Raw genomic sequence first — 14,258 nt, 5'->3', positions numbered from 1 at the left:
TTGCGCTAATATATTTAGTTTTATTTATGAGGCATTCAGGAACGGCAGATTTGCCGCTACACTATGGAAAGGTACCGGCTTGGCTGTATGAACGGATGAGTTCACTAGGCAAATCCATTGTGGAGGTCATCCTGATGGATTATGGGCAAGATGAGGTGCTGAGGAGATTGGCAGATCCATTTTGGTTCCAAAGCTTTGGCGCTGTACTCGGCATGGACTGGCATTCATCAGGTATTACTACCTCAGTCATGGGCGCTTTAAAACGCGCGATCAATCCCTGTGCGGATGCATTCGGCCTTTATATATGTGGCGGTAAGGGTAAATTTTCTAAAGACACACCACAGGAACTACTTTATTTGGCAGATAAAACTGGTTTGGACGGGAATAAATTGGTTCGAACAAGTAAGTTAGTGGCCAAGGTGGATAATACGGCTATACAAGATGGTTATCAGTTATACCTCCACAATTTTATTGTCAGCAAGGACGGTCATTGGGCTGTGGTACAACAGGGTATGCATAATCATGATGGAACTGCCCGCCGCTATCATTGGCATTCGGAGAAAGTTAGCTCTTTCATTGACGAACCTCATGCTGGTATTGAAGGACGTTCGCAGGGCGTTATTTTGAACTTGACAGCTTCTGGTGCAGCTCCTAACAGAACAGGCATTATGGCTATCGTTAACGAAGATTCTTCCCGTGCATTATTGGACTTTAAAAAATTGGTCATGCCTTCCCATCACGATGTACGTGCTGCAGATGTTGATCTCAAAAGGTTAGGAGCGATGTTATATGTGGCACGGGAAAATCAGCCTCAGGATTTTGAGGAGCTTTTGCTGTTAAAGGGGATGGGGCCGCGTACATTACAATCCTTGGCACTAGTCAGTGAGGTGATCCATGGTGCTCCGGCACGATTTAAAGACCCCGCGCGCTTTTCTTTTGCCCATGGTGGAAAGGATGGGCATCCTTTTCCTGTCCCTTTGGATATTTACGACCAAAGTATTCAAATCTTACAAAAGGGTATCGAAAGGTCAAAACTGGGGAATAGTGATAAATTAAAATCCATGCATAAACTCCATCAGATCATATTGGACGCTGAGCATAATTTCACACCCCAGTTTGATATTCAACAGGTCATAGCAGAAGAACGTAGAGACTCTTGGAAGTACAATGGTCGAACCGTATTTGGTCAGGCAAAAGCTCCAAAGGATGGTGACATAGGGCAACAGTTGTCACTTTTCTAAACATTATTGTTGGATTGTAATCATTTTGTTAAATTGTGTTAAACCTTATTGAAATTATTTATACGCTAGTATATTTGCCCTCAAATGAAAGTGGTTATTACAATTCTATGTTTTATAGGCTTCCTATTGATTAGGAGCGGTAATAGCCATGCTGTGCTTAACGAATCTGATCGCCCTACGGTCAGTTTTATGTATCAGCCCAATGATGCCAACCTGAAGGACAGGATTAATTCCCTAAGTGTCCACATCGATCCTCTAATAGCTGGAAACGTACATGATGAGAACCCCGTTATCGAAGAGTTTAACAGTGAGAATTTTCAGTTGACCAAAGACCTCGAAGCAGCTTCTAATTTTGTCGCTTTATTGTTCTGTGCGGTTGTACTTTTTATCTTTGTATTTCGTTTTGCAAAAAAGATTCCTTTTTGCAATTTTGTCGCTTATTTACACCCCCAAAGGTATATTCTTCAACAAAACTGGAGAATTTAATAGCCAATCTCCGAAATAGCCCAACTTTATTTTCGTTGTATTCCGAATGATTCAGACTTTCATTGATAGACTAATGATTCTGTGTTTTTTTTGTATTACAATAATCTAAGGCTTAGGTTGTTTCAACTACCATATCAACAAACAATCAAACTTATTTTTAATTAGACGCTTACAAATGAAAAGAGTATTTATGCTCGTTAATTTGGCTATGGTATTATGCCAAATTGGTTGTACTTCCAAAAAGGAAGAGAAAGAAGAAAAGGAAAAATTCAATGTTACCTCTCCCGTACAGGTGGATACAACAATCCGTAAGGATTTTGTTTCTCAGATTAAATCTTTTCGTAATATCGAATTACGTGCACAGGAGAAAGGATACCTGGAGCAGATTTTTGTCGACGAGGGACAATTTGTGCACAAAGGACAGCTTCTGTTTCGCATTATGCCCAAAATGTATGAAGCAGAGTTTAGAAAATCTATGGCGGAAGTGAATGTTGCCGAGATTGAAGTGCAGAACACCAAGAGCTTAGCCGATAAAAATGTCGTATCCCCCAACGAACTTGCGATGGCGAAAGCAAAACTGGAGCAAGCCAAGGCGGCTTCCGCAATTGCCAAACTGCACCTTTCTTTTACAGAAATAAGAGCTCCATTTGATGGTACAATTGACCGTATCCCGCTAAAATTAGGAAGTTTGGTGGATGAGGGCGAGTTATTGACAAGCCTCTCCGACAATAGCCAAATGCTGGTATACTTCAATGTGTCGGAACCAGAGTACCTGAATTATCAGACAAACGTGAGTAAACGCGGAGATACCCATGTTGGATTATTGCTTGCCAATAACGAATTGCTTCCAGAACATGGTGTGGTTGAAACCATAGAGAGTGAATTTGACAGCGAAACTGGTAACATTGCCTTTAGGGCGAGATTTCCAAATCCCAATCGATTATTGAAACATGGTGAAAGTGGTAAAGTCGTTATGAATTTTCCATTGAAGCAGGCCTTGATTATTCCACAAAAGGCAACCTACGAGTTACAGGACCGGAAATATGTTTATGTCGTGGATAAAGCAGGCAAGTTAAAAGCGCGTTATATCACAATTAGCAATTCCCTTCCTGACCTTTATGTGGTCAGCAGTGGACTTCAAAAAGATGATAAATTCCTATTGGACGGTATACAGAAAGTGAAAGAGGATGAAAAGATCAACTACAGCTTCGTTCAGCCTAAAGATGCCATTTCTAATTTGAAGTTAAAAACAGAATAAATCTCCATACTCTTAAATTACTATGTTTAGTCGTTTTATAAATAGACCTGTACTTTCGATTGTTATATCGCTGATCATTGTGTTTCTGGGGGTTCTTTCGATGGTACAACTTCCAGTAACTCAATTTCCATCCATATCGCCACCTAAAGTAAACATTACAGCAGAATACCCAGGTGCGAATGGGGAACTCATGATAAAATCTGTTATCATTCCACTTGAGCGCGCCATCAATGGGGTTCCGGGAATGAAATATATGGCTTCAGATGCCGGTAACGATGGTGAAGCCAGCATACAGGTGGTATTCAATCTAGGTACAGATCCAAATCAAGCTTCATTGAACGTGCAGAACCGCGTGGCTTCTGTTGTTAATAAACTTCCACCTATCGTTGTACGCGAGGGGGTGAAAATTACAAGGGAAGAATCCAATATGTTGATGTATATCAACCTATATAGCAAGGATAAAGACCTTGATGGAAACTTTATGTATAACTACGCTGATATGAATATCGTTTCAGAATTGAGACGTGTTGACGGTGTTGGGGTCGCGAATATTCTTGGAACACGGGAATTGGCGATGCGGATCTGGCTAAAACCTGATCGCATGACCGCCTATAAAATATCCGCTGAGGAGGTGATGAAAGCGCTGTCAGAGCAAAGTTTGGAAGCATCTCCAGGCAAGGCCGGCGAGTCTTCCGGGATTACTTCACAGTCTTTTGAATATGTCCTGAAATATCCGGGGCGTTTCACAACAACCGAAGGCTATGGTAATATCGTATTACGAACAAATGCAAACGGTGAAATGTTGCGCTTGCGCGATGTTGCCGATATTAAATTTGGATCCGCTATGTATGATATTTATTCTACATTGAATGGGAAGCCCTCTGCCGCTATTGTCCTGAAACAATCCTATGGTAGCAATGCTTCTCAGGTAATCCAGGATGTTAAAAATAAAATGAAGGAACTAAAGTCTTCTTTTCCGAAAGGACTGGATTACGAAATCAGTTATGATGTTTCTAAATTTTTGGATGCTTCCATGGAAAAAGTTATCCATACCTTAATTGAAGCCTTTATACTGGTGGCGATTGTTGTCTTTTTATTCCTTGGGGACTGGCGGTCTACCTTGATTCCAACCATTGCCGTACCGGTTTCCTTAGTGGGATCGTTCCTTTTTATGCAGTTTTTTGGTATCACAATCAACCTGATTACACTATTTGCCTTGGTATTGGCAATTGGTGTCGTTGTGGATGATGCCATTGTCGTCATCGAAGCCGTACACGCCAAGATGGAGGAACTGCATATTTCAGCCTATAAGGCAACGAAGAAAGCGATGCATGAAATAAGCGGTGCTATTATCGCTATTACATTTCTGATGGCGGCCGTATTTATTCCTGTTGCGTTTATGTCGGGGCCTGTCGGTATTTTTTACCGTCAGTTCTCCATCACAATGGCGACATCTATTATCCTTTCCGGTGTAGTTGCATTGACGTTGACACCAGCGTTGTGTGCGATTATGCTGAAGAACAATCATGGAAAACCTCGTAAGAAATCCATCGTGGACAAATTTTTGGATGCGTTCAATAGATTGTTTGATAAGATGTCCAACAAATATGTTTTCTTACTGAAAGGTATCGTTGACAAGCGCCTCTTTACTTTTGTGGTATTGATCGGATTCTGTATTGGCGCTTACTTTTTAAATAATTCTGTGCCAGCAGGCTTTATTCCAAACGAGGATCAGGGGATGATTTATGCCATTATCCAAACGCCACCGGGATCGACCTTAGAACGGACAAATCTGGCTGCTCAAACTTTGCAGAAGGAGGCGGAGGACATCGATGGTGTACAATCCGTTTCTTCATTGGCCGGTTACGAAATATTGACTGAGGGAACTGGTGCGAATACCGGAACCTGTCTGATCAATTTAAAAAGTTGGGAAGAGCGTAAGGAATCCTCGCAGGAAATTATCGAACAGCTGGAAAATGCAGCGAAAAATATCCCTGGGGCTTCCATTGAGTTTTTCCAGCCACCGGCAGTACCGGGATATGGTGCCGCAGGGGGATTTGAGTTGCGGCTTTTGGATAAAGCGGGTTCGGGTGACTATAAGAAAATGGAGACCGTAAGTAAGGATTTTGTCCGTGAATTGAATAAACAACCGGAGTTGTCCTCAGTTTTTACATTTTATAGTGCGAGTTTTCCGCAGTACATGCTCCATATCGACAATGATATGGCTCAGTTAAAAGGGGTGACTATTGACAATGCCCTAAATACGCTTTCTACGTTGGTGGGGAGTAACTACGAAACCAATTTCATTAAGTATGACCGGCAATATAAGGTCATGGTACAGGCATTACCGCAGTATCGGGCTCTTCCTGAAGATATCTTGAAATTATATGTAAAAAATGATAAGGATGAGATGGTGCCTTTTTCGGCTTTTATGCATATGGAAAAGGTATATGGACTCTCCGAGATCACGCGTCACAATATGTACATGGCTTCTGAAATTTCAGGTTCTGCTGCTCCTGGATATAGTAGCGGTGAGGCTATTGAAGTGATCAATGCTGTCGCTGCGAAAACCTTACCACAGGGCTATGGTATTGATTGGGCTGGTATCTCCAAAGATCAGGTGGGACGTGGTAATCAAGCGATCTATATCTTTTTGATCTGTTTAGGCTTTGTTTATCTTATTCTTTCAGCACAATACGAAAGCTTTATCATGCCATTTGCGGTTCTGTTATCATTGCCAATTGGCATTTTTGGAGCTTTTTTCCTACTCAAAGTTCTAGGACTGGAAAACAACATCTATGCACAGGTGGCCTTGGTCATGCTCATTGGATTATTGGGTAAGAACGCGGTTTTAATTGTTGAGTTTGCCACACAACGACATGCGCAGGGACTCAGTATCATCGAAGCCGCTTTGGAAGGAGCCAAGGTGAGGTTTAGACCTATCTTAATGACATCATTTGCGTTTATTGCAGGTCTGATTCCATTGGTAATGGCTTCTGGGCCAGGAGCGATCGGCAACCGGACCATTGGTACTGCAGCGGCAGGAGGGATGTTGTTTGGAACTGTCTTTGGTATCCTTGTCATACCGGGGCTCTACTTTATTTTTGGAACAATCGCGTCCAAACGTAAACTTATCAAACATGAAGATGAAAATCCATTAACTGAAGAAATCGATAACAATGGCTAGTCAAACAAATAAATATTGGGTAGTAGGGGTTTTGCTGTCCGCAGCAATGACAGGCTGTAAGGTTCCTAAAGTGACTCAGATTCAGGAAAACAAGCAAGTGCCACAGCAATTTGCTGAAGCACTTGCACAGGACACAACGAATTCGGCCAATATGAAGTGGCGTGATTTTTTTAGTGATCCTAATTTAGTTGCTTTAATTGATACGGCATTAAAAAATAACCAGGAGCTGAATGTGACCTTGCAAGAATTGGCTATTGCCAAGAATGATATTTTACTGCGAAAAGGTGCATTGAAACCGAGTGTGGGTTTACGTGCCGGTGGCGGTGTGGAGAAGGTCGGGCGCTATACAAGCCAGGGAGCTGGGGATGCCAGTACGGAGATCGCACCAGGGAAGGAAATGCCCGATCCACTGGGTGATCTAAAGATAGGTGCCTATGCAAGCTGGGAAATCGACGTCTGGAAAAAACTGAAAGATTCTGAACAGGCGGCATTGAACAGGTATCTTGCTACGGTGGAAGGTAAAAACTTTGTTCTGAGCAGTCTTATCGCTGAGGTTGCGCGATCTTACTATGAATTGTTGGCTTTGGATAACCAGCTAACGATTATCAAACAGAATATCGAGTTGCAGGACAATGCATTGGAGGTCATAAAGCTACAGAAGCAGGCGGCGCGTGTGACAGAACTTGCTGTTCAAAAATTCCAGGCAGAAGTATTAAAAACCAAAGGTATGGAATTTGAGACACGCCAGCAGATTAAGGAAACTGAAAACCGAATTAATTTCCTTTTAGGACGTTTTCCTCAGGAAATCAAACGTGATAAAAGTAGCTTCGTGGATATGGTACCTGCGAAAGTACAAACGGGGATACCGAGTCAACTCCTGAGCAATAGGCCTGATATCCGTGAGGCTGAATATGAGCTTGCCGCAGCAAAATTGGATGTACAGATTGCGCGGAAGGAATTCTATCCTTCTCTGGAAATATCAGCTGCGCTGGGTTTGCAAGCTTTTAAGCCATCCTATTTGTTTAAAATGCCCGAATCGATGTTGTACAACATAATAGGAGAGTTGGCAGCTCCGCTGTTAAACAAAAATGGATTGAAAGCGGAATTCAATACCGCAAATTCGAAGCAGATACAGGCAGTCTATAATTATGAGAAGGCAATTTTAAATGCCTATTTGGAAGTGTCTACCCAACTGTCTAATATCGAAAACCTTGGCAAGAGTTATGATTTCAAAACCAAGGAAGTTGAAGTGCTCAATAATTCTGTGACGGTATCAGACGATCTGTTTAAGTCGGCACGTGCTGATTATATGGAAGTGCTGATGACACAGCGCGATGTGTTGGATTCAAAACTTGAATTGATAGAAACTAAGAAGCAACAGCTTAATGCGGTTGTTAATATCTATAAAGATTTGGGAGGAGGCTGGAAATAAGTTGTTTGTTTGAATGGACCCTGCTAGGCGGGGTCCTCTTTTTTTGTATCAATGCGATGTAATTCGATAGGCTCTGCTTAAATTAATTCTTGTGAAAATCGAATTAATGCTTATTTTTAATGTATATTAATACATCTTATTTAACTGTTTTATGGAATCACAAGAGTATTTACTTGTTAACGATGAGGCAGAAAGGGGCGTTTTTTACAAAAAAACTTATCTCCACGTTGCCCTTTCTATTTTAGCATTTATCGTTTTAGAAACCCTATTGATAAAATTAGTTCCTTATGATTTTATTGTATGGATGGTCAGTGGGAAGTTTATTTGGTTGTTTCTCCTCGGATGTTTCTGGTTGGGAGCTTCATTGTCTTCTCGATGGACATTAGCGCAGAGTCGTCAGACCCAGTATCTTGGACTGGCATTTTACATTGTATTGGAAGCTATTATTTTCCTGCCAATGATTTTTATTGCCGCTTCGATGGCTGATGGTGCGGGCTTGCTTTACCAGGCAAGTATAATGACGCTGGCTTTGTTTACAGCACTTACAGCAGTTGCTTTTATGTCAAACAAGGATTTCTCTTTTCTGAAAAACATCCTTGTTATTGGTGGCTTCCTAGCATTGGGTGCCATTGTCGCGGGCGCATTATTTGGATTTCAATTGGGACTTTGGTTTTCTATCATCATGGTGTTGATTGCTTCAGGAAGCATTTTGTACCAAACGCAAAGTCTGAAATATAATTACGGCAATGAACAATATGTAGGGGCTGCATTACAGCTATTTTCCTCTATCATGTTGTTGTTTTGGTATATTTTACGTATTCTGATGAGTCGTCGTTAATTCAATTCGTTTTTTGAAGAAAAGGTATTTAAAGATCATTTGATTATGCTTTAAATACCTTTTTTTATGATGTATGAAGCTATTTCAAGACATCTTTTAAGTTTTTGAGCCCCTGATCAAAATCCTTATCCATATTCATAAATAGGCTCATTAGATTCCAGGGGTAAGGTGATTTACCGGTAATGCCCCAGGTCACCGCTGTCTGGTTCGGTGATATTTCCTTCAGCGTAAAATAACCTTTTGACGGTTCGCCGAATCCAAAGTCAAGCGATGTTTCGATCGTTTCTCCATCTACGATGCGCGTAATGGTTTGTGAACCTTTTCCAACTTTCTCGCCATCCCAGCTGTATTTAAATCCAACCTGACCATCGGTGCCCTGTTCGGATTTCTTCATTTGTGGATCGGAAAGTTGCCATACCCCAAAGTGATCTTGATTTCGAAGCATTTTCACATAGTTGAAGACCTCCTGTTTAGGTTTGTCAATGGTAATCTCACTTTTTGCATCAAAATCTTTAGGAACAAAAAGAGCCACAATTAAGGGAATGGCAATGAGAATAACCAAAACAATTAAAATTTTTTTAACGATTTTCATTTTTCTGCGTTTAATTGGTTTAATAAACTTTTTTCGGATTAAAGATAGCTGATTAATGTGATTTGTGGGATGGTAGATTTAAGATTTTATCGACTAATTATTTTAAACGAAAACGGGGCAGTTCGCGTTAGACTGACCCCATTTTTAAAGATTCATTTACATCCTGTCGGGAGCGATTGAATTCGCATCCTAGCGGGTATGTCTGTGGTTTACCTACTTTAATAACTCCAAATGTGTGCTTATACCAATTCTATTCCATGAATTGATTGTGATAATAGCGATAATGATCTGTGCAAGTTGTTTTTCGTCAAATAGTTTCTTCGCTTTTTGATAAGTTTCCTCCGTCAGGCCCTGTTGATGAATTAGGGTAATCTCCTCAGTCATCTCCAATAAAACCTGTTCTTCGGCAGTAAACAATTCGGTCTCACGCCAGGCGTTCAGCAAGAATATACGCTGAGGAGTTTCACCATACTTTAATGCATCTTTGGTGTGCATGTCAAGGCAAAAAGCACATCCATTAATTTGGGATGCTCTTATTTTAATAAGCTCTTTCTGGATAGGGGTAAGAAAGATATTAGCGAGGTAGGTTTCTAAACCCATCATCGCTTTATAAGCTGTTGCATCTACTTTTGCAATATTTAATCGTGCTGTCATTGTTTTATATTTTGATACTACAAAGTTGCAGGAAAGATTGAATAATAAACTTAAACTGGTTTAAGAAAGCACATGTCAAATTAACATCTGTTAAATCTAACCAACGCATATAGTTACGGACGAACTTCTTATTCTGAAATAATCAGGTAATAATTGTCAGGATCCCGGAGGATAAACTGATTTCTTAATGAATTTTCATTGTAGTGAATTTCTTTTTCGAACATGGCATCGAGTTTGGTCGCATTTTCAAACACTTCCTGGAGATTATCTACCCGAAAGAATAGGATTAGACCATTTCCGGCATTTTTGGGTTGGAGCATGGTCGGATGTGCGTGTTCACCCCATTTGTGAAGGCATAAAATTACATTGTTTTCAACTGTTAGAATTTCAAAAGTCTCACCACCATGTTCGCTGGTACAACCTAGCAAATCTTGGTAAAAGGTTGAGCTTTTTGAAACACTTTCTACAGCGATTATTGTTTCTGTTCTCACCATTGGTTTATTTTTTGGTATTTTAATTTATTCCTAGGCCTGCATATAGCTATGCAGACTTAGGAATTAACAAGCAAAACAGGGATTCGGTTTTGCAAACGATTTAATTTAAGCTATTTGATCTGTTAATCAAATAGGCTCAGATGTTTGGCATTCACCAGATCTAGGATCATATGATAACCTGCAAGTGAGTTGCCGTGTTGGTCTAAAGCCGGACTGAAAGCGCCTATTCCCATATTACGGGGGACACTGACAGCGATTCCTCCGCCCACACCGGATTTACTTGGTAGCCCAACCGTACGGGCATATTCACCACTGAATTCGTACATGCCGGCAATCAGCATTTGTGACTGAATAAGCTGTGACAGATTAGGATCTTGAAATTGTTTGTTTCCATCATAACGGACACAGTGATTGGCAAAAAAATAACCTATTTTGGCAAGATCTTCCACGGTGATTTCGATGGAACATTGTTTAAAGTAATTATTGAGCTTTTCTTCCCCTTCACCATCAATTAACCCATTATTTCGCATAATGTAGAACATACCGCGATTCCTATGACCAGTTTCTCTTTCTGAGTTATATACCGCATGGCTATAATCTATCTGTTCATTGTTTGTAATGAAACGTATCATCTTAAGGATTTTAGCAAAGGGTTCGTCAGCATTCCCTTTAATAAGGGCTGTGGTCAATATAGCACCTGCATTCATCATGGGATTAAGCGGTTTACCCATTGTTTCTAAATTGCCAAAGTGATTGAAAGGTTTGTCGGTTCCAAAATATCCCATTTTCTCAAAAACTGCTTTTTCACCATTCTCCTGTACCGCAATCATCAACGCAATTATTTTTGATATGCTTTGGATCGTAAATTTTTGATGTATATCTCCGGCACTTACCAGAGTACCATCGTTATTTACAACAGATAGTGCAATGGATTGTGCATTTGCTTTGCCCAGTTCTGGAATGTAATCTGCTACTTTTCCCAGTTTAAAGTGCTGACTATTCTTTTCAAGAATGCTATTTAATGTTGCTTGATCTATCTTTTTTGCATCCTTTACCGTTGCGGTACTTGTCGTCTGCTGCGCCTGGCACACATCTATTCGCCCTGTATAGCTTAGGACAAGTAAAGCTGTTATCAAACCAAAAGTTCTATTCATGTCTTCAATCTATTTATGAAAGTCCAAAGATAGGAAAGTATCGATACTTTAGCTGTTCGAGGGAGCAGGATCAACATTCCAGCCCGAAAGTATGTCACCATAGAAAAAGAAAGTTACATAAAAGTTTTTGTTACTGACCTTATCCTTTACAAGATATTTTTTTGTGACATCGTATGCATCAACTTGCTTATACTTAGATAATACCACAGGGTTTGCTGCCGGATTTTCCGCTTTTACCATGTCTTGAATTTTTTGGGTGATCAATTTCATGATCCCAGCTTTCTTAAAAGGGTCGTTTTCTACCTTATTGGTTGAAATACGAGGTAAGGTTCCATTGTTTTTTTCTTTTTTGGATTTAGCGGCTGTCGTATAGGCTCTGAAGCGCTCTTTAATCTTTGGATCTTGGAGACTGTGTATGGTGAAAATAGAGATTCCCTGAGCACCATTATTTAAAGCCTCATCCATATCGACAAACATTTCATCATTGTTTTTAGCCATCAATCCACAGTACAAAGTGGTATTTGCAGCTTTATCTCTGACATTTTCTAGCGTACAATCTTTTATAAAGCTTGGGTCCTCGGTGTAAAAGTTGCTGTATACCATAGGAAATACAACGTCCAGTTTCCATTTACCCCAATCTTGACGAACCATTCTCGAAGCCATTTTTGGTGTAGGAAAAGGCGAGGCTGCCATAGTCTTTCCATGGCTGTGGACAACTTCAGCAATCATATTAGCGATGTCAGTGATCTGGTCACAACGAAACTGTCTCCATTTTAGATCTTTTGAAGGATCTTTTTGTGCCCTGGGATCATAACCATATTGTTTTTTGAATTTTTCTATGGCAATGGGGTGATATCCATAATCCCATGCTGGGTATTCGCGATCTTGAACGATATTATACTTTGGCCACAAAGTGGTTGGTAATACAACATCTACATAGCGGTTGTAGTCTATTGATATACCATCGAGACCTTCAACTTCGCAATAAGACTGGATTTTTTGTTTAATATACTCTTTCACTCCTGGTACAACGGGTGATAAGAATTTGTAGTAGCCAACATACGCAGTGGTATCAGCCAGACTCTTTCCATTTCTATTGACACTAAACCAGTCTGGATGTTCTTTTAGGATCTTATCCCGATCATGCTCCAGGTTCATCGTCCATAGCCAGGCAATTACCTGTATCCCATATTTCTTTGCAATAGGAATGGCGACTCTATATTCATCAGGACTAGCTGCATTTAGCATGACCCCATCAATACCCAGGTAATTCATCTCACGGCAGATGGAATCAAAATTTGTAGTTGGATTATAATCCAGCCAAGTCCAAAACATTGCCGGCTTCTCCCGTTCCGCCGCCTTGGAAACAGGGACGAAAAACCCATAGATAATTAGTACAAGGCAAATACAGCATTTTCTGATTAATTGTTCTTTCATATGATTTATTGATTCTAAAATTTATCTATAATTTGTTCTTTGGATGTTTAGTATTTGTTTCAATCTTGAAATTTTTACTAATTCAAAAATTGAAATCTGGATATATTCAACCGTGAAAATACACAAAAACGCGGAATTTAATCAATTTGACCTCTCTTTGGAGGAAACTTTCTTTTAGTTACAAAATTTATTAGAAAATTAAAACTATTCACCGGTTTAGATGTTACTAGAGAAAGAATAAATTATAATATACATTATTGACATTGAAAAGTACGCTGGGCTACTGGCGAATAGATAATTGTTTTAGATATGAGGAAACTTTACATTCCAATTTCTGTCTTATACTTATTGCTATACACGACTGTAAAAGGACAAGAACCGGGTCCAGTTGAGCCGATAAAAAGAGATTCTGTACAGCAAATCAAAGAAGAAATCACCTATCCCAAACTGCAGATAAAGGGGCTTTTTCAGGCGCGTTACCTTGTGAGCACAACTAAAGATGTTGACGTGAATGGGCTTCACCATAGTGATGGTTCTGGAACGGACAATAATTTTATGGTGAAGTATATGCGGGTGCAAATGCGTGCACAGATCAGTAAACGAACTGAAGTAGCAGTCCTTGCCAATCTAGCTGATTTTAAAAGTGACCCAAAAACAAAGGTACTTGAAAATGCGTATTTAAAATATACGTTTAGCCCTAAGCTGGCCATTACAGTTGGTCAGTTTCGACCTTGGTTTGGCATTGAGGAAACTTATCCAATAGATATTATTAAATCGTTGGATTGGTCAAATCAATATCTTGAATTCGGCAAATTGGGTTGGGCGAGTTTTCAGATTGGAATGGCAGCAACAGGGGAGGTCAATTTAGGAGATATGCCATTTAGTTATTCTTTTTCCGTGGTCAATGGAAATGGTAAAAACCAAGTCGTCGATAATGATAATGGAAAACAATATTCAACACGCTTGGTATTTGGGCTTTCAAAAAAATATGGGGTCAATCTTGGGCTGAATGGCGGTGTGGGTGAGGTTATGAAAAAGCAAGTACATGCACTGGGGGTAGATCTGAGTGGAAATGTAGATTTTGGGAAACGTTGGAACCTGGATATGCAACTGGAAGCAAAACAGGCTATCAATCATAACTTATATTATGCGTTGGATGAGGGGGCGCGTACTTCAAAATTAAGTGACTATCTCGTTCGCGGTATCTATTTCCTGCCGAATTTAAGGTATGAAGTCAACTATTATAACCTCAGTGCATTTGAGCTTTCCTGTCGTTATGAGTATATCGATCCAAATTATAAGTTAAATGCAAATGCAAGGCAAACTTTTACGCCAATGTTTGGTCTGGAGTTTTTGAAAAATTATGGTGCCCGGATACAGCTTGGTCTTCAACTCGATCGCTATAAGAAGCAGACTCAGAATACCAATGAATACAATAAAAACTTATTTATCGTACAAGTACAAAGTAGATTCTAATCTTTTAAA

Annotated in this window: 12 protein-coding genes; 7 read left to right on the top strand and 5 right to left on the bottom strand. The window is 40.0% G+C overall.

Annotation, left to right across the window (positions count from 1 at the left end):
• Positions 1-26 precede the first annotated feature (26 nt).
• The 6 genes from DFQ12_RS04685 (at position 27) to DFQ12_RS04660 (ending at position 8,442) form a co-directional block, all read left to right on the top strand.
• Positions 27-1,241 carry a DUF763 domain-containing protein gene (locus DFQ12_RS04685; RefSeq protein WP_120257840.1) on the top strand — a complete coding sequence of 405 codons (1,215 nt, stop codon included), beginning with the start codon at positions 27-29 and terminating at the stop codon, positions 1,239-1,241.
• Positions 1,242-1,325: 84 nt separating this feature from the next.
• The gene (locus tag DFQ12_RS04680) at positions 1,326-1,727 is read left to right on the top strand and encodes a hypothetical protein (RefSeq protein ID WP_120257839.1); all 402 of its coding nucleotides are present in this window, start codon (positions 1,326-1,328) and stop codon (positions 1,725-1,727) included.
• 175 nt (positions 1,728-1,902) lie between these two features.
• Positions 1,903-2,985: an efflux RND transporter periplasmic adaptor subunit gene (locus tag DFQ12_RS04675; RefSeq protein ID WP_120257838.1), complete on the top strand. Its 1,083-nt coding sequence runs from the start codon at positions 1,903-1,905 to the stop codon at positions 2,983-2,985.
• 22 nt (positions 2,986-3,007) lie between these two features.
• Complete coding sequence (locus tag DFQ12_RS04670; RefSeq protein WP_120257837.1) at positions 3,008-6,172, top strand: efflux RND transporter permease subunit; 3,165 nt, start codon at positions 3,008-3,010, stop codon at positions 6,170-6,172.
• Entirely contained in the window at positions 6,165-7,604 is a 1,440-nt protein-coding gene (locus tag DFQ12_RS04665) for a TolC family protein (RefSeq protein ID WP_120257836.1), read from the top strand. The genes DFQ12_RS04670 and DFQ12_RS04665 overlap by 8 nt, the downstream gene beginning before the upstream one ends.
• 151 nt (positions 7,605-7,755) lie before the next feature.
• A complete protein-coding gene (locus tag DFQ12_RS04660; protein ID WP_120257835.1) occupies positions 7,756-8,442 on the top strand; it encodes a Bax inhibitor-1/YccA family protein in 687 nt (228 codons plus the stop codon).
• Between the two features lie 79 nt (positions 8,443-8,521).
• Here DFQ12_RS04660 and DFQ12_RS04655 read toward each other — a convergent pair whose 3' ends face one another.
• From DFQ12_RS04655 to DFQ12_RS04635, 5 genes are all read right to left on the bottom strand, one after another.
• Positions 8,522-9,034, bottom strand: a complete 513-nt coding sequence (locus tag DFQ12_RS04655) for an SRPBCC family protein (protein WP_120257834.1) — start codon at positions 9,032-9,034, stop codon at positions 8,522-8,524.
• Between the two features lie 213 nt (positions 9,035-9,247).
• Positions 9,248-9,688, bottom strand: coding sequence for a carboxymuconolactone decarboxylase family protein (locus DFQ12_RS04650; protein WP_120257833.1), 441 nt, complete (start codon positions 9,686-9,688; stop codon positions 9,248-9,250).
• A 128-nt stretch (positions 9,689-9,816) separates the two neighbouring features.
• Complete coding sequence (locus DFQ12_RS04645) at positions 9,817-10,182, bottom strand: VOC family protein (RefSeq protein WP_077433996.1); 366 nt, start codon at positions 10,180-10,182, stop codon at positions 9,817-9,819.
• 122 nt (positions 10,183-10,304) lie between these two features.
• Positions 10,305-11,336 (bottom strand): glutaminase A, encoded by a 1,032-nt coding sequence (glsA, locus tag DFQ12_RS04640; protein ID WP_120257832.1) that lies wholly within the window; start codon positions 11,334-11,336, stop codon positions 10,305-10,307.
• A gap of 48 nt (positions 11,337-11,384) precedes the next feature.
• Positions 11,385-12,773 (bottom strand): family 10 glycosylhydrolase, encoded by a 1,389-nt coding sequence (locus tag DFQ12_RS04635; protein WP_120257831.1) that lies wholly within the window; start codon positions 12,771-12,773, stop codon positions 11,385-11,387.
• Between the two features lie 309 nt (positions 12,774-13,082).
• On the opposite strand from DFQ12_RS04635, the gene DFQ12_RS04630 reads away from it, so the two are divergent.
• Positions 13,083-14,249, top strand: a complete 1,167-nt coding sequence (locus DFQ12_RS04630; RefSeq protein ID WP_120257830.1) for a porin — start codon at positions 13,083-13,085, stop codon at positions 14,247-14,249.
• Positions 14,250-14,258 lie beyond the last annotated feature (9 nt).

Source organism: Sphingobacterium detergens (assembly GCF_003610355.1).
In the GTDB taxonomy this organism is placed as follows: Bacteria; Bacteroidota; Bacteroidia; order Sphingobacteriales; family Sphingobacteriaceae; genus Sphingobacterium; species Sphingobacterium detergens.
This window is presented reverse-complemented; position numbering and strand designations above follow the sequence as displayed.